At 63.6% G+C, this 17,565-nt stretch carries 16 protein-coding genes and 1 other RNA gene; 9 read left to right on the plus strand and 8 right to left on the minus strand.

Annotated features, from left to right (window positions below):
• Positions 1-32: 32 nt before the first annotated feature.
• From hyi to ACPZMI_RS11390, 7 genes are all read left to right on the plus strand, one after another.
• A complete protein-coding gene (hyi, locus tag ACPZMI_RS11360; protein ID WP_186709326.1) occupies positions 33-815 on the plus strand; it encodes a hydroxypyruvate isomerase in 783 nt (260 codons plus the stop codon).
• A gap of 129 nt (positions 816-944) precedes the next feature.
• Positions 945-1,838, plus strand: a complete 894-nt coding sequence (locus ACPZMI_RS11365) for a 2-hydroxy-3-oxopropionate reductase (RefSeq protein WP_186666731.1) — start codon at positions 945-947, stop codon at positions 1,836-1,838.
• A gap of 208 nt (positions 1,839-2,046) precedes the next feature.
• On the plus strand, positions 2,047-3,321 hold the full coding sequence (locus ACPZMI_RS11370) for a glycerate kinase type-2 family protein (protein WP_426352249.1): 1,275 nt from the start codon (positions 2,047-2,049) through the stop codon (positions 3,319-3,321).
• Positions 3,318-4,733 (plus strand): pyruvate kinase, encoded by a 1,416-nt coding sequence (gene pyk / locus ACPZMI_RS11375; protein WP_186666733.1) that lies wholly within the window; start codon positions 3,318-3,320, stop codon positions 4,731-4,733. Before ACPZMI_RS11370 ends, pyk begins: the two co-directional genes overlap by 4 nt.
• A gap of 190 nt (positions 4,734-4,923) precedes the next feature.
• Positions 4,924-5,799 carry an urea transporter gene (locus ACPZMI_RS11380; RefSeq protein ID WP_186709324.1) on the plus strand — a complete coding sequence of 292 codons (876 nt, stop codon included), beginning with the start codon at positions 4,924-4,926 and terminating at the stop codon, positions 5,797-5,799.
• 45 nt (positions 5,800-5,844) lie between these two features.
• Positions 5,845-6,681 carry an ion transporter gene (locus ACPZMI_RS11385; RefSeq protein ID WP_186666735.1) on the plus strand — a complete coding sequence of 279 codons (837 nt, stop codon included), beginning with the start codon at positions 5,845-5,847 and terminating at the stop codon, positions 6,679-6,681.
• A 93-nt stretch (positions 6,682-6,774) separates the two neighbouring features.
• Positions 6,775-7,773 carry a sulfate ABC transporter substrate-binding protein gene (locus ACPZMI_RS11390; RefSeq protein WP_054893642.1) on the plus strand — a complete coding sequence of 333 codons (999 nt, stop codon included), beginning with the start codon at positions 6,775-6,777 and terminating at the stop codon, positions 7,771-7,773.
• 29 nt (positions 7,774-7,802) lie between these two features.
• On the opposite strand, the gene recR is transcribed toward ACPZMI_RS11390, so the two are convergent.
• The 3 genes from recR to dnaX form a co-directional block, all read right to left on the minus strand.
• Positions 7,803-8,405 (minus strand): recombination mediator RecR, encoded by a 603-nt coding sequence (gene recR / locus ACPZMI_RS11395; protein ID WP_054893641.1) that lies wholly within the window; start codon positions 8,403-8,405, stop codon positions 7,803-7,805.
• 83 nt (positions 8,406-8,488) lie between these two features.
• On the minus strand, positions 8,489-8,824 hold the full coding sequence (locus ACPZMI_RS11400; protein ID WP_186666736.1) for a YbaB/EbfC family nucleoid-associated protein: 336 nt from the start codon (positions 8,822-8,824) through the stop codon (positions 8,489-8,491).
• A 62-nt stretch (positions 8,825-8,886) separates the two neighbouring features.
• Entirely contained in the window at positions 8,887-10,959 is a 2,073-nt protein-coding gene (gene dnaX / locus ACPZMI_RS11405) for a DNA polymerase III subunit gamma/tau (protein ID WP_426352250.1), read from the minus strand.
• A 132-nt stretch (positions 10,960-11,091) separates the two neighbouring features.
• Between dnaX and ACPZMI_RS11410 the strand changes: the two genes are divergently transcribed.
• Positions 11,092-11,850: a substrate-binding periplasmic protein gene (locus ACPZMI_RS11410; RefSeq protein WP_426352251.1), complete on the plus strand. Its 759-nt coding sequence runs from the start codon at positions 11,092-11,094 to the stop codon at positions 11,848-11,850.
• On the opposite strand, the gene ACPZMI_RS11415 is transcribed toward ACPZMI_RS11410, so the two are convergent.
• From ACPZMI_RS11415 to ACPZMI_RS11430, 4 genes are all read right to left on the minus strand, one after another.
• Positions 11,844-13,784 carry a hypothetical protein gene (locus ACPZMI_RS11415; RefSeq protein ID WP_426352252.1) on the minus strand — a complete coding sequence of 647 codons (1,941 nt, stop codon included), beginning with the start codon at positions 13,782-13,784 and terminating at the stop codon, positions 11,844-11,846. The genes ACPZMI_RS11410 and ACPZMI_RS11415 overlap by 7 nt on opposite strands.
• Positions 13,785-13,793: 9 nt before the next feature.
• On the minus strand, positions 13,794-14,204 hold the full coding sequence (locus ACPZMI_RS11420) for a hypothetical protein (RefSeq protein ID WP_186709318.1): 411 nt from the start codon (positions 14,202-14,204) through the stop codon (positions 13,794-13,796).
• A gap of 106 nt (positions 14,205-14,310) precedes the next feature.
• Positions 14,311-14,931, minus strand: coding sequence for an SH3 domain-containing protein (locus ACPZMI_RS11425; RefSeq protein ID WP_238343296.1), 621 nt, complete (start codon positions 14,929-14,931; stop codon positions 14,311-14,313).
• A gap of 1 nt (position 14,932) precedes the next feature.
• A complete protein-coding gene (locus tag ACPZMI_RS11430; protein ID WP_426352253.1) occupies positions 14,933-15,979 on the minus strand; it encodes an N-acetylmuramidase family protein in 1,047 nt (348 codons plus the stop codon).
• A gap of 241 nt (positions 15,980-16,220) precedes the next feature.
• Between ACPZMI_RS11430 and ACPZMI_RS11435 the strand changes: the two genes are divergently transcribed.
• On the plus strand, positions 16,221-17,165 hold the full coding sequence (locus ACPZMI_RS11435) for a bifunctional helix-turn-helix transcriptional regulator/GNAT family N-acetyltransferase (protein WP_426352254.1): 945 nt from the start codon (positions 16,221-16,223) through the stop codon (positions 17,163-17,165).
• A gap of 129 nt (positions 17,166-17,294) precedes the next feature.
• Here the strand turns inward: ACPZMI_RS11435 and ffs are convergent.
• Positions 17,295-17,391, minus strand: an RNA gene (ffs, locus tag ACPZMI_RS11440) — signal recognition particle sRNA small type.
• Positions 17,392-17,565: the final 174 nt, after the last annotated feature.

A 17,565-nucleotide genomic window follows, 5' to 3' on the forward strand; every position in this document is an offset into this window, starting at 1 on the left:
TGCCGGGGGCTTTCATCTGCAAGGAGACAACCATGCCTCGCTTCGCTGCCAACCTGTCCATGCTGTTCACCGAACAGGATTTCCTGGCCCGCTTCAAGGCCGCCGCCGACGCGGGCTTCAGCGGTGTCGAATACCTCTTCCCGTACGATTTCAGCGCCAGCGAGATCAAACAGCAGCTCGATGCCCACGGCCTCACCCAGGTGCTCTTCAATCTGCCTGCAGGCGACTGGGCCAAAGGTGAACGCGGCATCACCTGCCACCCCGACCGCGTCGAAGAGTTCCGCGCCGGCGTCGACAAGGCCATCGAATACGCCAAGGTGCTGGGCAACAAACAGGTCAATGCCCTGGCCGGTATCCGTCCGCAAGGCCTGCAGTGCGCCGATGTGCGCAAGACCTTCGTCGACAATCTCAAGTACGCCGCCGACAAGCTCGAAGCCGCCGGGATCCGCCTGGTCATGGAAATGATCAACACTCGCGACATCCCCGGTTTCTACCTGAACACCACCGCCCAGGCCCTGGAGATCCAGGCCGAGGTGGGCAGTGCCAACCTGTTCCTGCAGTACGACATCTATCACATGCAGATCATGGAAGGTGACCTGGCCCGGACCATGGAAACCCACCTCAAGCAGATCAATCACATCCAGCTCGCCGACAACCCTGGTCGTCACGAGCCAGGCACTGGCGAGATCAACTACCGCTTCCTGTTCGAGCACCTGGACCGCATCGGCTACCAGGGCTGGGTGGGCGCGGAGTACAAGCCCAAGACCACCACCGAGGCCGGGCTCGCCTGGCTGAAAACCCATAACGCGATCTAACGAACACAGTCGCTCCCTGGGGGAGTAGGGCTTGTCCCGCGATAGCGGCGGTGAGCCCACCACCGCCATCGCGGGACAAGCCCGCTCCCACAGGATCCGCGCGTCCTATAACAAGAGAGGCACATTCTCATGGCTAAAATCGGTTTCATCGGCACCGGCATCATGGGCAAGCCCATGGCCCAGAACCTGCAAAAGGCAGGTCACAGCCTGTTCGTTTCCACCCACCACGATGCCGCCCCCGCCGACCTGATCGCCGCAGGCGCCGTGGCCCTGGCCAACCCTAAAGAGGTGGCGCAGGAAGCCGAGTTCATCATCGTGATGGTGCCCGACACCCCGCAGGTCGAGAGCGTGCTGTTCGGTGAGAATGGCGTCGGTGAAGGTGTCGGCCCGAACAAGGTGGTGATCGACATGAGCTCGATCTCCCCCACCGCCACCAAGGCCTTCGCCGAGAAAATCAAGGCCACCGGCGCCGCCTACCTGGACGCCCCGGTGTCCGGCGGTGAAGTCGGCGCCAAGGCCGCAACCCTGAGCATCATGGTCGGCGGCTGCCCGAAAGCCTTCGAGCGCGCCCTGCCGCTGTTCGAAGCCATGGGCAAGAACATCACGCGCGTCGGTGGCAATGGCGATGGCCAGACCGCCAAGGTGGCCAACCAGATCATCGTCGCCCTGAACATCCAGGCCGTCAGCGAAGCGCTGCTGTTCGCCGCCAAGAACGGCGCAGACCCGGCCAAGGTGCGTGAGGCGCTGATGGGCGGTTTCGCCTCCTCGAAGATTCTCGAAGTGCACGCCGAACGCATGATCAAGGGCACCTTCGACCCGGGCTTCCGTATCAGCCTGCACCAGAAAGACCTCAACCTGGCGCTGCAGGGCGCCAAGGAGCTGGGTATCAACCTGCCCAACACCTCCAATGCGCAGCAGGTATTCAACACCTGTGCAGCACTGGGTGGCAGCAACTGGGACCACTCGGCGCTGATCAAGGGGCTGGAGCACATGGCCAACTTCTCGATTCGTGACGATCAGTAATTTGTAAGCCTTACCGGCTCTTCGCCCCTGAGGAGTGCGCTAACCCTGTAGGAGCGGGCTTGCCCGCGAAGAAGCCAACACAGCTGAACCTGCGACCACAGGCCCAGCGGTGACCCCGAGCAACACCCGCCCCTGGTTCGGCCTGCACGGAGGCAGTTCCAGGGGCGTTTTCGATTTCGCAGAACAACAAGAATTTTGGGAGCCTGCCATGTCGGTCGATCCACAGAAACTCCTGCGCGAGCTGTTCGACACAGCCATCGCCGCCGCCCACCCCCGTCAGGTCCTCGAACCTCACCTGCCCGCCGACCGCAGCGGCCGGGTCATCGTCATCGGTGCCGGCAAGGCCGCCGCCGCCATGGCTGAAGTGGTCGAGAAGAGCTGGCAGGGCGAAGTCTCCGGCCTGGTCGTGACCCGCTATGGCCATGGCGCCAATTGCCAGAAGATCGAGGTGGTCGAAGCCGCTCACCCGGTCCCCGACGCCGCCGGCCTTGCGGTCGCCAAACGCGTGCTGCAACTGGTCAGCAACCTCGATGAAGACGACCGCGTCATCTTCCTGCTCTCCGGCGGCGGCTCGGCCCTGCTGGCACTGCCTGCCGACGGCCTCACGCTGGCCGACAAGCAGCAGATCAACAAGGCGCTGCTCAAGTCCGGCGCCACCATCGGCGAGATGAACTGCGTGCGCAAGCACCTCTCGGCGATCAAGGGCGGACGCCTGGCCAAGGCCTGCTGGCCCGCCACCGTCTATACCTACGCCATTTCCGACGTACCGGGCGATCTGGCCACCGTCATCGCCTCCGGCCCCACCGTGGCCGACCCCAGCACCTCGGCCGATGCCCTGGCGATCCTCAAGCGCTACGACATCGAGGCGCCCAAAGCGGTCATCGACTGGCTGAACAACCCGGCATCGGAAACCGTCAAGGCCGATGACCCAGCCCTGGCGCGCAGCCACTTCACACTGATCGCCAAACCCCAGCAATCACTCGAGGCTGCCGCAGTGAAAGCCCGCCAGGCCGGTTTCAGCCCACTGATCCTGGGGGATCTGGAAGGTGAATCGCGCGAAGTGGCCAAGGTGCACGCCGGTATCACCCGGCAGATCGTCCTGCATGGCCAGCCGCTGAAGGCCCCCTGCGTGATCCTGTCCGGCGGCGAGACCACCGTCACCGTGCGCGGCAATGGCCGTGGCGGGCGCAACGCCGAATTCCTGCTCAGCCTCACCGAAAGCCTCAAGGGCCTGCCTGGCGTGTACGCACTGGCCTGCGACACCGACGGCATCGACGGCTCCGAAGAAAACGCCGGCGCCCTGATGACCCCGGACAGCTTCGGCCGCGCACAGGCCCTGGGCCTGTCGGCCAGCGATGAGCTGGACAACAACAACGGCTATGGCTACTTCGCTGCGCTCGATGCGTTGATCGTCACCGAGCCGACCCGCACCAACGTCAACGACTTCCGCGCCATCCTGATCCTCGAGACCTCGCAATCATGACGCCCGATAAAAAAGTGAAAATCCTCGCCACCCTGGGGCCGGCGATCAACGGCATCGATGACATCCGCCAACTGGTCGAGGCCGGGGTGAATATCTTCCGCCTCAACTTCAGCCACGGCGAACACGCCGACCACGCCCTGCGCTACCAGTGGATCCGCGAGGTCGAGCAGCAACTGAACTACCCGCTGGGCATCCTCATGGACCTGCAGGGGCCGAAACTGCGTGTCGGCCGCTTCGCCGAAGGCAAGGTGCAGTTGCAGCGTGGCCAGGCCCTGCGCCTGGACCTGGACAAGGCCCCGGGCGACAGCCGCCGGGTCAACCTGCCCCACCCGGAAATCATCGCCGCGCTGGAGCCCGGCATGGACCTGCTGCTCGACGATGGCAAGCTGCGCCTGCGGGTCACCGCCAAGCACGCCGACGCCATCGACACCGAAGTGCTGGCTGGCGGCGAGCTGTCCGACCGCAAGGGCGTCAACGTCCCCCAGGCGGTGCTGGACCTCTCGCCGCTCACCGAGAAAGACCGCCGCGACCTGGCCTTCGGCCTGGAACTGGGCGTGGACTGGGTGGCGCTGTCGTTCGTCCAGCGCCCCGAAGACATCGTCGAGGCGCGCCAGTTGATCGGCGAACGTGCCTACCTGATGGCCAAGGTCGAGAAGCCCTCGGCGGTCGAGCAACTGCAGGCCATCGCCGAGCTGTCTGACGCGATCATGGTCGCCCGGGGCGACCTGGGCGTGGAAGTGCCGGCCGAGAGCGTGCCGCAGATCCAGAAGCGCATCATCAATACCTGCCGCCAACTGGGCAAGCCGGTGGTGGTAGCGACGCAGATGCTCGAATCGATGCGTTTCTCGCCTGCACCGACCCGCGCCGAGGTCACCGACGTGGCCAATGCCGTGGCCGAAGGCGCCGACGCGGTGATGCTGTCGGCCGAAACCGCCTCCGGCGACTATCCACTGGAAGCGGTGCAGATGATGAGCAAGATCATCCGCCAGGTGGAGAACGGCCCGGACTACCAGGCGCAGCTCGACGTCGGCCGCCCCAAGGCCGAGGCCACGGTTTCGGATGCCATCAGCTGCGCGATTCGGCGCATCAGCGGCATCCTGCCGGTGGCGGTGCTGGTCAACTACAGCGAGTCAGGGGCCTCGACCCTGCGCGCTGCCCGCGAGCGACCGCGTGCGCCCATCCTCAACCTGACGCCGAACCTCAAGACCGCGCGCCGACTCAGCGTCACCTGGGGTGTGCATTCGGTGGTCAACGACCGTCTGCGCCAGGTCGATGAGATCTGCTCGACTGCACTGGAGATCGCCCAGGCGCAAGGTATGGCCAGCCGCGGCGACACCCTGCTGATTACCGCTGGGGTGCCATTCGGCCAGCCGGGGAGCACCAATACCCTGCGGATCGAGACTTTGATCTGAAGACCGGCTCTGCACTTTTGTAGGAGCGGCGGTTCGCCGCTGCGACTTGCCCGCGAAAAGGGCACAGCGGTGAATGGCACGGGCTGCGCCCGTATTCGCGGGCGAGCCCGCTCCTACAAAAAACAATCCGATGGCGCACAACCGAGGCCCGAAGAGGCCCAGCGCCTTTCACTCACCTTGCCGACTGCCCATGTACACCAAGAATTTCGTCAACCCGTGCCCAGACTGGGCCACGGCACTGCTCAATGGCTTCAGCCAGGTGCTGCTGCTGCGCAGTCCCTTGTGCGGCCTGTGCTGCCTGCTGGCCATCCTCCTCACTGCGCCCGACCTGGTCGGCGGCGCGCTGCTCGGCGCACTGGCCGGCCTGCTGACCGCGCAACGGCGCGGCTATGAACGCGCCGACCGCCAGGCCGGATTGTATTGCTACAACGGCGTGCTGATCGGCGTGCTGATCTGCGCGGTGCTGCCCTGGTCAGCGATCCTGCCGCCACTGATCCTCGCCGCCGGTGGCCTGTCGAGCATCCTCACCCACCAGTGGCGCAAGCGCGGCGGCACCTTGCTGGTCGCCTACACCGCGCCCTTCGTGCTGCTCGGCTGGATCATCCTGCTGGCGGCCGAACCCTTGGCCAGCCCGCAGGCCGCGCCCGACCCGTTGCACGGCGTATTGCGCGGCCTGGGCCAGATATTCCTGCTGGACGAGCCCCTGGCAGGCCTGCTGATCGTGTTAGGGATGCTGGTCGCCAACCCCTATGCGGCGCTCTGGGCCCTGCTCGGCTCGACCATCGGCGGCGGTGCGGCATTGCTGGCCGACCAACCTGCGGTGGCCTGGATGGGGCTGTATGGCTTCAATGCGGCGCTGGCCGCCCTGGCGTTCAGCCGCCAGGGCGAGCGCCCCTGGATCCCCCTGCTGGCCATCGCCTTGGCGCTGTTGCTGCAAGCGTTGTCCAGCCTGTGGCCGCTGCCGGCGCTCACCGCCCCGTTCGTCATCGCCTGCTGGCTGATGCACCTGGGCAGCCACCTTGTGCAACAGGGGCGGCGGCGCAGCGCGCAGCGCTTGCACGGCTGAGAAGCAGGCCCTAGGCTCACCCGCAACGCATAACGGAACGAGCCCATGAACACCCCTGCGAGCCTGCGTGAGCGGCTCTATGTGATCGTCTTCCAGACCGACACCGTCGCTGGAAGACGCTTCGACAAGATCCTTCTGCTGATCATCCTGGCCAGCCTGGTCACCGTCATCCTCGACAGCATCGACGATGTGCACCGCAATTATTCCGGCCTGCTGGCCGGCATCGAGTGGGGCTTCACGGCGATCTTCCTCGCCGAGTACCTCACCCGCCTGTACTGCTCGCCCAAGCCGCTGCGCTACGCGTTCAGCTTCTACGGCCTGGTCGACCTGCTGGCCATCGTGCCGGGGATCATCGCCCTGTACTACAGCGACGCCCAGTACCTGCTGATCATTCGGGTGATCCGCATGCTGCGGATCTTCCGCGTGCTCAAGCTCAGCCCCTACCTCAAGCAGGCGCACTATCTGCTCGAGGCGTTGCGCGGCAGCAAACAGAAGATCATCGTGTTCCTGGTCAGCGTTTCGACCCTGGTGACCGTGTTCGGCACGCTGATGTACGTGATCGAAGGGCCCGAGCACGGCTTTACCAGCATTCCCAAGGGCATCTACTGGGCCATCGTCACCCTGACCACGGTCGGCTTCGGCGACATCGTGCCCAAGACGCCGCTGGGCCAGGTACTGTCCTCGCTGGTGATGATCATCGGCTACTCGATCATCGCAGTGCCCACCGGGATCTTCACCGCCGAGCTGGCCAACGCCATGCGCGGCGAACAGCTGCGCCACGATTGCCCGACCTGTGCCAAGAAAACCCATGAGCCGACGGCGGCATTCTGTTCGCGCTGTGGCAATGCGTTGTTCCCCAAGACAGTGACCGAGCAGGCATAAGCAAAGTCTGTTTTGATCTTTAATGGCTCAAGAACCAAAGGTTATAGTTGCTGGCACATTGCCAAACTTTCACTCACAACAAGGAACGCCCCTGTGAAAAAACTCTTCAGCGCCTCGCTGCTCGCCGCAGGCCTGGCTCTCGGCAACCTGGCCCAGGCCGCGCCGACCCTCCTGAACGTCTCCTACGACGTGATGCGCGACTTCTACAAGGACTACAACCCGGCGTTCCAGAAGCACTGGGAAGAAGAGCACAAGGAGAAGGTCAATGTGCAGATGTCCTTCGGCGGTTCGAGCAAACAGGCGCGGGCGGTGATCGACGGCCTGCCGGCCGATGTCATCACCATGAACATGGCCACTGACATCAATGCCCTGGTCGACAACGGCAAGCTGGTGCCGGACAACTGGGTTACCCGCCTGCCGAACAACAGCGCCCCGTTCACCTCGGCCACCGTGTTCATCGTGCGCAAGGGCAACCCGAAGGCGCTGAAAGACTGGCCGGACCTGCTCAAGGATGGTGTACAGGTGATCGTGCCCAACCCCAAGACCTCGGGTAACGGCCGCTACACCTACCTCTCGGCCTGGGGCTACGTCCTCAAGCAAGGCGGCGACGAAGCCAAGGCCCGCGATTTCGTCGGCAAGCTGTTCAAGCAGGCACCGGTGCTCGACACTGGCGGCCGCGCTGCCACAACGACCTTCATGACCAACCAGATCGGCGACGTGCTGGTCACCTTCGAGAACGAAGCCGAGATGATCGCCCGCGAGTTCGGTCGTGATCAGTTCGAGGTGGTCTACCCAAGCGTGTCGGCGGAAGCCGAGCCGCCGGTGAGCGTGGTCGACAAAGTCGTCGAGAAGAAGCAGACCCGCGCGGTGGCCGAGGAATACCTCAAGTACCTGTGGTCGCCGGCAGCCCAGGAAATCGCCGCACAGAACTATCTGCGCCCGCGTGATGCCACGGTCCTGGCCAAATACACCGACCGCTTCCCGAAAGTCGACTTCCTCTCGGTGGAGAAGACCTTTGGTGACTGGCGCACCGTACAGAAGACCCACTTCAACGACGGTGGCGTGTTCGACCAGATCTACACCAACAAGTAACTGGCTTGGGGCGCGCTGCGCCCCAACACTTACAGCGAGATAGGACGGCGCCCGGCAAAGGCATGCGCAAGCGTGCCACCGTCCACCAGCTCCAGCTCTCCGCCCAGCGGCACGCCATGGGCGATCCGCGAGGCAGTCAGGCCCTTCTCGGCCAGCAACTGGGCGATGTAATGCGCCGTCGCCTCGCCTTCCACCGTGGGGTTGGTCGCCAGGATCACCTCGCTGAAGGTGCCCTGCTCCTCGATCCGCGCCATCAGTTGCGGAATTCCAATCGCCTCAGGGCCCAGGCCGTCGAGCGGCGATAGGTGCCCCTTGAGCACGAAGTAACGACCACGGTAGCCGGTCTGCTCTACCGCATACACATCCATCGGCCCCTCAACCACGCACAGCTGGGTGTCATCGCGGCGAGGATCGGCGCACTGCGGGCACAATTCCTGCTCGGTCAGGGTGCGGCACTGGCGGCAATGGCCAACACCTTCCATGGCCTGGCTCAGGGCCTGGGCCAGGCGCGTGCCGCCGCTGCGGTCGCGCTCGAGCAACTGCAGGGCCATGCGCTGGGCGGTTTTCTGGCCGACACCCGGGAGCACACGCAGGGCATCGATCAGTTGGCGGATCAGGGGGCTGAAGCTCATGTAGGCAGGCCTGTCAGTGGTACAGAATGAAGAAGGGAGCAGCGATCAGCCGATCGTGCTCCCCATGTGCTGCAAACCGTCGATCAGAACGGCATCTTGAAACCAGGCGGCAGTTGCATGCCGGCGGTCATGCTGCCCATCTTGTCCTGGCTGTTCTGCTCGACCTTGCGCACGGCGTCGTTGAGTGCGGCGGCGATCAGGTCCTCGAGGACTTCCTTGTCGTCCGGATCGGTGGTCATCAGGCTGGCGTCGATGTTGACGCGCTTGACGTCGTGACGACCGGTCATCACCACGCTGACCAGACCTGCACCGGACTGGCCGGTGACTTCTGCGTTGGCCAACTCTTCCTGCATCTTGGCCATTTTTTCCTGCATCTGCTGAGCCTGCTTCATCAGGCCGGCCATGCCACCTTTCATCATGGGAGAATCCTCGATTGGGTCGTATGTGCGGCCGGCACGAGGCCGGGCGCAAGGGGTTCGCTTCACTGCCCAGGGTTTGCCAGGGCCGCGTCTACAGGTTCGATTGTATCGTGCCGCACCCGGGCGCCGAACTGCTTGATCATCTGCTGGATGAGCGGGTCCTGCTCGATCGACAGCTCCGCATCGTGCTGGCGCTCGGCGCGCTTGCGCGCGGCGGCCTGGGCCGGGGTTTCCTGCTCGGGGCGAACCAGCTCGATCTGCAGGCGCAGCGTACGCCCCAGATGCTGGTTGAGCGCCTCGTTGAGCCGGCGTTGCTGGGTGCTGTTGAACAACGCACCCTGGCCTGGGTCCAGGTGCAGCAGCCAGTCATCGCCATCGGCGCTGATCAGCGTACAGTTCGCGGCGATGTTGCCTGTCATACCGGAGACAGGCAACTGTGGGAATAATTCCAGCCATTGCAAGGCCAGGCCCGTGGCCGGTTGCGCCGCGGGCAGAGGCTCGGGCGCCGCCGCAGGGGCGTCTTCCTGGATATGCTCGGCGAGCTCGTCCAGGTAGCTGAAACCTGCCGGATCGGCTTGCGGTGCGTAATAGTCGTCATCCGGGCCGTCGTCGTCGCGCTCCATGCCGACCGACGCATAGGCCGACGGATCGAAGGGCGGCTCGTCGTAGTCCGGTTGCTCGCCAGCAGGCTGCGCGACAACGGCCGGGGTGACCGGCGCCGGGGCTGCGACGGGCGGGGAAGGTTCTTCCCATGGCAGGTCGACCACTGCCTCTGGCGGCGCAACGGCTGGCTCGGGCTCGGGCTCGGGCTCGGGTTCAGGTTCGATCGCAGGGGCCGGTTCCGGCGCCACAGCGGGCGCAACAGCAGCGACCGGCTCGGCGGCGGGCGCTTCCTCGACCACTGGTGCGGGCGGCGCAACAGGCTCAGGCGCAGCGGCAACCACGGAAGGCTCGGCAACCACGGCCGCAGTTGCCACCGGTCTGGCTGGATCAGCTGTGGCCTGGCTGATCCCCACCGGCTTTAGCGCAGGTTTCGGCGCGTCATCGGTATCGGCCGGACGGAACGCGAGCATACGCAGCAAAACCATCTCGAAGCCACCGCGCGGATCCGGCGCCAGCGGCAGGTCGCGCCGACCGATCAGGCCCATCTGGTAGTAGAACTGCACATCCTCGGCCGGCAACGCGCCCGCCAGGGCCAGCACCTTGTCGCGATCGCCCTGGCCGTTGTCCACCGCTTCGGGCAACGCCTGGGCGATGGCGACCCGGTGCAGCACGTTGAGCATCTCGGACAATACGCCGTTCCAGTCAGGCCCCTGCTCGGCCAAGGCGCGCACCGCCTCGAGCAGCGCCCGGGCATCACCTTCGAGCAAGGCCTGCAGCACGCCGTACACCTGGCCATGATCGAGCGTGCCGAGCATCGCCCGCACATCGGCGGCCAGTACCTTACCCTCGCCGAAGGCGATGGCCTGGTCGGTCAGGCTCATGGCATCACGCATCGAGCCGTCGGCGGCGCGGCCAAGCAGCCACAGGGCATCTTCCTCGAACGGCACGTTCTCGGCACCGAGCACGTGCGTGAGGTGCTCGACTACCCGCTCCGGGCTCATGTTCTTCAGCGAGAACTGCAGGCAGCGCGAAAGAATGGTGGCCGGCAACTTCTGCGGATCGGTGGTGGCGAGAATGAATTTGACGTACGGTGGCGGCTCTTCCAGCGTCTTGAGCAAGGCGTTGAAGGAGTGGGTGGAAAGCATGTGCACTTCGTCGATCAGGTAGACCTTGAAGCGTCCGCGGCTGGGCGCGTACTGCACGTTGTCGAGCAGTTCACGGGTGTCCTCGACCTTGGTGCGGCTGGCGGCGTCGATCTCGATCAGGTCGACGAAGCGGCCTTCGTCGATTTCCCGGCATACCGAACAGGTGCCGCAAGGTGTGGAGGTGATACCGGTCTCGCAGTTCAGGCACTTGGCGATGATCCGCGCGATGGTGGTCTTGCCGACCCCGCGGGTGCCGGTGAACAGGTAGGCGTGATGCAGCCGCTGGTTGTCCAGAGCGTTGATCAATGCCTTGAGCACATGGGTCTGGCCTACCATCTCGCGGAACGAGCGCGGGCGCCATTTACGTGCAAGAACCTGATAACTCATCAAAAAACCATCGCAGCCTGATCGAGCGGAAGATCGCTAATGCTAGCGGAGCGGGGGCAAAATTGCACCCTGCCAGGCTCGTCTAGACTTTGGACGCTGCCGGTAAACATAGAAAGTCCAAGGAGGATAGACGTGCGGCGACTTCTCGCCATCCTGTTGCTATGGTGCTCCACCGGCCTTGCCGAGCAGCCTGTGCTGCGCTTCTCCGTCGCGGAGAGCTGGAGCATGCCGTTGATGCGCACCGAGGGCGATGTGCCGGTGGAAGGCATTCTCTTCGACCTGATCCAGGCCCTGGCCCGTGAAGCCGGGGTGCGCCCGCAGTACCACGTAATGGCACGCCTGCGCCTGGAGCAGGCCATGGCCGATGGCGACATCGACGTGCGCTGCTACGTGGCCAGCAACTGGCTCAACGAACGGCCCGGTGAGTTCATCTGGAGCGTACCGCTGATCCATCAACGCGACCTGCTGGTCGGGCGTGCCGGCGACAGCCTGCCCGGCGGCCTGGCGCAACTGCCCGCACAAGCCATCGGTACGGTGCTGGGCTACACCTACCCGGCCCTGGACCCGCTGTTCGCGCAGCGTCTACTGAAGCGCGAAGACAGCCGCAACCAGGACCTGGCCCTGCAGAAACTGCAAGCCAGCCGTTATCGTTATGCGGTGAGCAACCAATTGTCGCTGCAATGGTTCAACCGCCAGCAACCCCGGGAGCAGCGCCTGCGCCCGCTGGCCTTGCTGGAAGCGCAGGACCTGGGCTGCATGGTGCGCAACGACCCGGCCATTCCGGCGCAGCAGGTGCTGCGCGCCTTGGTGCGCCTCAAGCAGTCCGGCGAGATCGAACGGATCATCGAACGCTACACCCGGGTGCAGGAGGCGCTGTCGGTCGATCAGTAGCCGTGCGACTCGCGGAATTTCTGGCCCTTGTGGTAGGCCACCCACTCGTCCACATCGTAGGGCAGATAGAGATGACGCCGGGCACGTGACAGCGCGATATACACCGCACAGACCCGGTTGTCGAAGGCGTAGGCATCCTTGAACGGGTTCAGCGCCATCAGCTCCTGGGTCAGCAGCACGTGGTCGAACTCCTGCCCTCCGGCCTCCTGCGCCGGCATCAGCAACAGGCTGCCCGGCTGATTGGAGAAGCGTGCCGACAAGGCGTTGAGTTCGGCAATCCGAAAACCGTCCTGCAGCCGCGCCTCGACCCACAGGAATGACTCGTCGAAGCGATTGTCCTCATGCACTTGTCGCCAGTTCAGCGCGTGGGCGAAATAGGCGTGCGTGTCCTGGCCATCGCTGCCCGCGCCATAAAGGTCGGCACGGAACAACTGCACGGCGCTGGACATGAAACGCTGCATCCCAACGTTATCGGAGAAGCCCACCCGGCACTGGTTGTCGGCCAGTTGCATGGCCCACTTCATCGAATCCCAGGGCGATGCGGTAAGCACCACACAGCCTTGCGGCGGCACGAAATCGAGGGGGTAGTACTCGATGCCGACATCCACGCTGCCGGCGCCTTCGAAGGCGAGCTTGGATTTTTGCGAATGCACACCGATCAGCGGGTTGATCAGCCGCTCCACTTTCGGCCCGCAACGCACCGAGAAGGCGATATCGCGCTGGCGCACCTGACGCGCGCGGCGCAGTCCGGGCCCGTCGGCACGCTGGTATTCGTCACCCAGCGTGATCAACACCTGGCGGCCCCGCTCGATGATCTGCAACAACGGGCCAGGCATGTCCTGGCTCTCGTCGACGATTACATGGCTGTAGCGGCCCGGCACACTGTGGCCAGCGAGGCTGGCGCGCTTGAGCAGCAGCAACGTGGGGAAGCCGGTCTGGCGATCCCAGGCAGGGTTGTCCTGCAGGTAGGTCCACAGGCGGCTGGCGTATTCGAGCAGCACCTGGCTATCCAGCCGCGAAAGCGCCTGAGCGAAGTGCGGCAGGTGGCGCGCGGCGAGGCTGTGATCGCGTGACTCGCAGTAGTTCTTCAGCAGCTCCAGGCAGATATCCAGGGTCTTCTCGCCGTCGTACTGGCGAAAGCCCAGGATGTTCAAGGTTTCGGCCACCGCACGCTTGCCCGGCAGGCGTGTTGATGCGCGTGCGGCAGGCCGCCCAGGCACGCTCAGCAGGGCTTGGGCAAACTCGGCGAACGTCTTGCCAGCCTTGGAGCCTTTTCCGATACGCCGCCGCAGGGCGTCGAGCTTGCCGGGCGTGCGCGCCAGTGCCAGCACCCGCCCCCTGGGCAGGCAATCGATAAGCGCTCCCAGCAGGTAGCTCTTGCCGATGCCCGCATAGCCCTGCACATGCAGGTCCTCGTCAGGGTTGGCGCGCAGCACTCGCAGCAACTTGTCTTGTTCGCGGGTCAGCCAGCGCTCTTTATCGAAGCCTGTGATGGCTTGCTGGCTGAACGGATTGTGGCGCGGGTGGCGAAGCGACCTGAAGCGCATGTCCCAGGTGCCGTCTTCCAACAAGTATTCGCGCTGCGCCACCTCCTCGGCCCCCAGCAGTTGCAAGCGCGAGCCCTTGATGACCTCCAGGCCGAAATACAGCTTGCGCGCATCGAACAGCCGGCGCGCCTCGGACCCCAGCCCCACGCCCGGCGAATGCGGCCCCTGCACCGACCACTGCAGCAACTTGGCCAGTACCTTTTCCGCTGCCGCAGGGTCGAGCACCTGCTCGCGCGCCTGGGACAGGTTCTGGATCACCAGCACCGCCGCCAGCTCCGGATCGCTCAACCCATCAAGCCCGGAGGCGTCCTCGAGCAGGCCCTGGCACACCTCCAGGGCGACGGGAAGATACACGGTGTCGGCGAAGTCGTAATGTTCAGGTTGCATGCGCGCAGGTCATTCGCTGGTGTCGGGATTGGCTTCAAGTTCATAGGCGTAGGCACCCAGGGAGCCGGACATGCCGCCCGGATAGACACGCCGCGCGTCATTCTCGCAGCGGGCTTCGGCAGCCAGCGCGCTATCGAGCTCGTGCAGCGCCATCTCCAGCAGCTTGCGCAGGTCCTGGGCATTGCGCGCCGAAACGCTCAGGCGAAAATCCAGCCCCGGTGCCTGATCGACTGCTGCTATGGTGTCGGCTGCGGGCGTGGCTTCGCCAAGGATGCGCTCGTGTTCCTCTTCCATCTGGTCGAGTACTTTCGAAAGCTCAAGGGTGCGCTCGGGGTGCGTGGCCATCTGGTCCTTGATCTCCAGGCGGCGCGCTTGCCAGTCGCGGATGCGCTGGCGGGTCAGATCGTCAACCTGATCCATGCTGATGGCCTCTCTCAGAAATGGGTGGGCTGCGAGAGGCGCATCATAAGCCTGTTTGCCGATAAATGCAGGTACGGCGGGCTCGGCCCGTCACCCGCGCACAGCTTCAGCCCTTGGGCACAACGAGTCGACTGTACTGATCCTGACTGATCCAGCCCGTGAACGAGCGGTCGTCCTGGTTGATGAACTCGACCTTGGCCCAGCCGTCCTTGAACGCCAGCACGCCCACTACATCGCCCTTGACGATATAGGGTCGTTTGCTCGCGCTGCTGCCCGCCTGCTTGCGCAGATAGGCCTTGTCGGCAGTGACCGTCAGCAGCGCGATCCAGGGCTTTTCCGCATAGCGGCTGAGCTCCAGCCCCGTTGCGATCTCCGGCATCAGCACACTGACGCAGCCGGGATGCTCGCGGCCGCGTGCCACGGTGAGGGTGACGCCATCGCCCGTGGCCGCCAGGCTGCCGGGGAAGGTCTGATCTTCCCAGGTGGCCAGCGCAACCGCCCCATCGCCGCTGATCTGCCCCTTGAGGTAGAAGGTGCAATGCCGGGTCACACCTTCGCCAAGGGTCTCGGAATAGTAGCCCTCCACCTGGCGATCCGGCGTGACCGCCAGCATCAGCGCATCGTATTGCCCAGGCTTCAGTACGGCGGCGCTTGCATGAACAGACCCGGACAATCCCAGCAGTGCGGCGGCCAGAACAGTCAGTCGGCGAGAGAAACTCTTTGCCATGTCACTTCTTCCCTTCAAGTGCTTCGTAGGCCTTCTTGATACGCACGTCATAGTCGCCGTAATCCTTGCCGTTGTAACTGGCGGCCATGCCGGCGTAATCCTTGTTCTTCGCCGCCTTGATAAACGACGGGTTCTTGCTGCAGAAACCGAGGAAGGCTTTGAGTTGCTGCCCGGCATTGAGTTTCATGGCCGCGACGAATTCGAACACATTGGCATGTCCGCAATCGGCGAAGTTGAAACCCATGATCTGGAACATACCCCAGGACGCCGACTTCAATGCCGCCTCCTGATCCAGCCCAAACGCCGTGGCCATGGTTTCCCAGGCCTTGGTCTGGTCTTTGTTATTGGCTTGCCACTGCGGGCCGGCTTTCTTCTTGTACTTGTACGAGAGCAGCGGATGAGTCTGGTCGTACTTGTGCTTGGTATAGCGCTGGAAGTGATGCCCCTCGAAGGCGATCACCGGCAACCTGGCCGGGCCGAAACCCGAGCGGCCACCCGACTCCACCGTGGCAAATGCCTTGATCAGGTTGGCTGAAATCCCGTTGCCCAATTGAGTCGCGGCGTTCTGGAAGTCGCTGTCGCTGAGCGTCATGCCACCATCGCAAGTGACCTGCAGCACCATCTGCCGATTGCGCCGCTCGGCTTCGATCACCGCGCGCATCCGGTCCAGGTAATGATTGACCGTGGCCTGCACCTGGGCGTCGACATTATTGGCGAAGACATTGATGAAGGTTGGCAGGCGCAGCGCGGGAATCAACTTGACCGGTACTCGAACAGCCTCCTCGACCAGGCTGTTGAAGGTGCGCCCATTCGGATCGACGACGCCATCGGGATGCGCGTACTTCAGATGACGAAACTGGTACTGACTGATGCGCTGTACCAACTGCCCGTCGCAACGGCCATTCTCGGGCAACGGAAAACCGAGCCGCGGAATGAGTAGATTGAACAGGTACTGGATACATTGAACATCGGCGGGCAAGTTTCGGGCTTTACCGGGCGTGCCTACCGAAGCGCTGATAAGACTGGGCAAACCTTGCAGGCTTTTCATTCAATGCGTCCTTGCTCGTCATAAATTGATATCAAATCAATATCACTTAAGTGCCACTGTCATATTCTGAAATATATGGCGGACGCAAACTAACAAGGGTGTTTTCACTTGTCCAGAACCGGACCTCAAGGCTGTGAAGCAGTCTTCACCCACAGCGAAACCGCTCATGGGTCAACGGATGGTTGCATGATGCAACCAAAGATGATTGCATTACGCAACCATTCCTGACGAGACCTCAACAATGATCGACCCTTCGGTCGTGGAGCAAATCCGCTGCGCCTCACGCACGATGGTCCGTGAATTGGGCTTCCTGCGCACGACGTTAGCAGGGACGGAGTACTCCCCCTCTGCCGTTCATACCCTGCTTGAGCTAGGCGAGCACGGGGAGCGGACTGCCGCTCAACTGGTGCAGACGCTCGGGCTTGAGAAGTCCAGCGTCAGCCGCATGGTTGCCAAGCTCGTGCAATTGGGTGAACTGCAAGAGCATGAAAGTGAGCAGGATGGCCGCACGAAGCAACTGCGCCTGACTGAGCAAGGGAAACGCACTCTTGAAAACATTCATGCCTACGGGCAAATGCAGGTCAGCTCAACGCTGGCTCCACTGCCCCCGCAAGAACAGCAAGTCATCGCCCAAGGGCTGAGTGCCTATGCCCAGGCGTTGAAGGCTTCCCGTCAACAGCCCACCGAAACAGCGGCGTCCAGGATTCAAATCACCCTCGGATACCGTCCCGGCCTGATCGGGCGCATGACGCAGATGCATGCAAGCTACTACTCGCGCCATGCCGGTTTCGGCCAGTTCTTCGAGAGCAGGGTTGCAATCAACATTGCCGAGTTTGCAGGCCGGCTGGGGAATCCGCGCAACGCGGTCTGGGTCGCTGAAAACGCTGGCCGAATCGTCGGGTCCGTGGCTATCGACGGCGAGGACCTCGGCAACGATGAAGCTCACCTGCGCTGGTTCCTGCTGGATGATGGCTGTCGTGGTAGCGGTGTAGGTCGCCGGCTACTCACTGAAGCAGTCGCTTTCTGTGACCGGCAGAACTTCTCGGCAATCCAGTTGCACACGTTCAAAGGACTGGAAGCCGCCCGGCACCTCTACGAATCGCTGGGCTTCGAACTGACTCATGAAGAGCAAGGCAGCCAATGGGGCTCGACGGTTACGGAACAGCAGTTCACGCGTAAACGTTGACAATGGGACCAAGTGGCGGGGTAAGCAAAAGCAGGGAGGGCTAGGCGTACGGTGCGTAACGCTTTGGATCACCAGGCGGTGAAGAGCGAAAGCCGTTCGAGAGCAGGACTTCGAGAGAAATGGAGGCAGCCCCACCAGCCACACCCCGGCACTCGATGTTCCCGCTATGGCTGCTCCCTTCCGGGCCTGACCAGGTTAACGGGTAATCAATGCGGGGGGACCGGTGGGGCCACCATAACGCAGCTCATCAGGTGACGAGCCGCGCCATTGTACCGTTACGGGGGGAAGTTACAACCTTTGACGGCAAAAAAACCATCATTTCTCAAGGACTTGTCCGCCAGGGATGAGGTTCTCGGGAATTTGTGCCGGCCTCATCGCGGGACGAGCCCGCTCCCACAGG

Origin of the sequence: Pseudomonas wayambapalatensis (assembly GCF_049942315.1) — a bacterium.
Classification (GTDB): Bacteria; Pseudomonadota; Gammaproteobacteria; order Pseudomonadales; family Pseudomonadaceae; genus Aquipseudomonas; species Aquipseudomonas wayambapalatensis.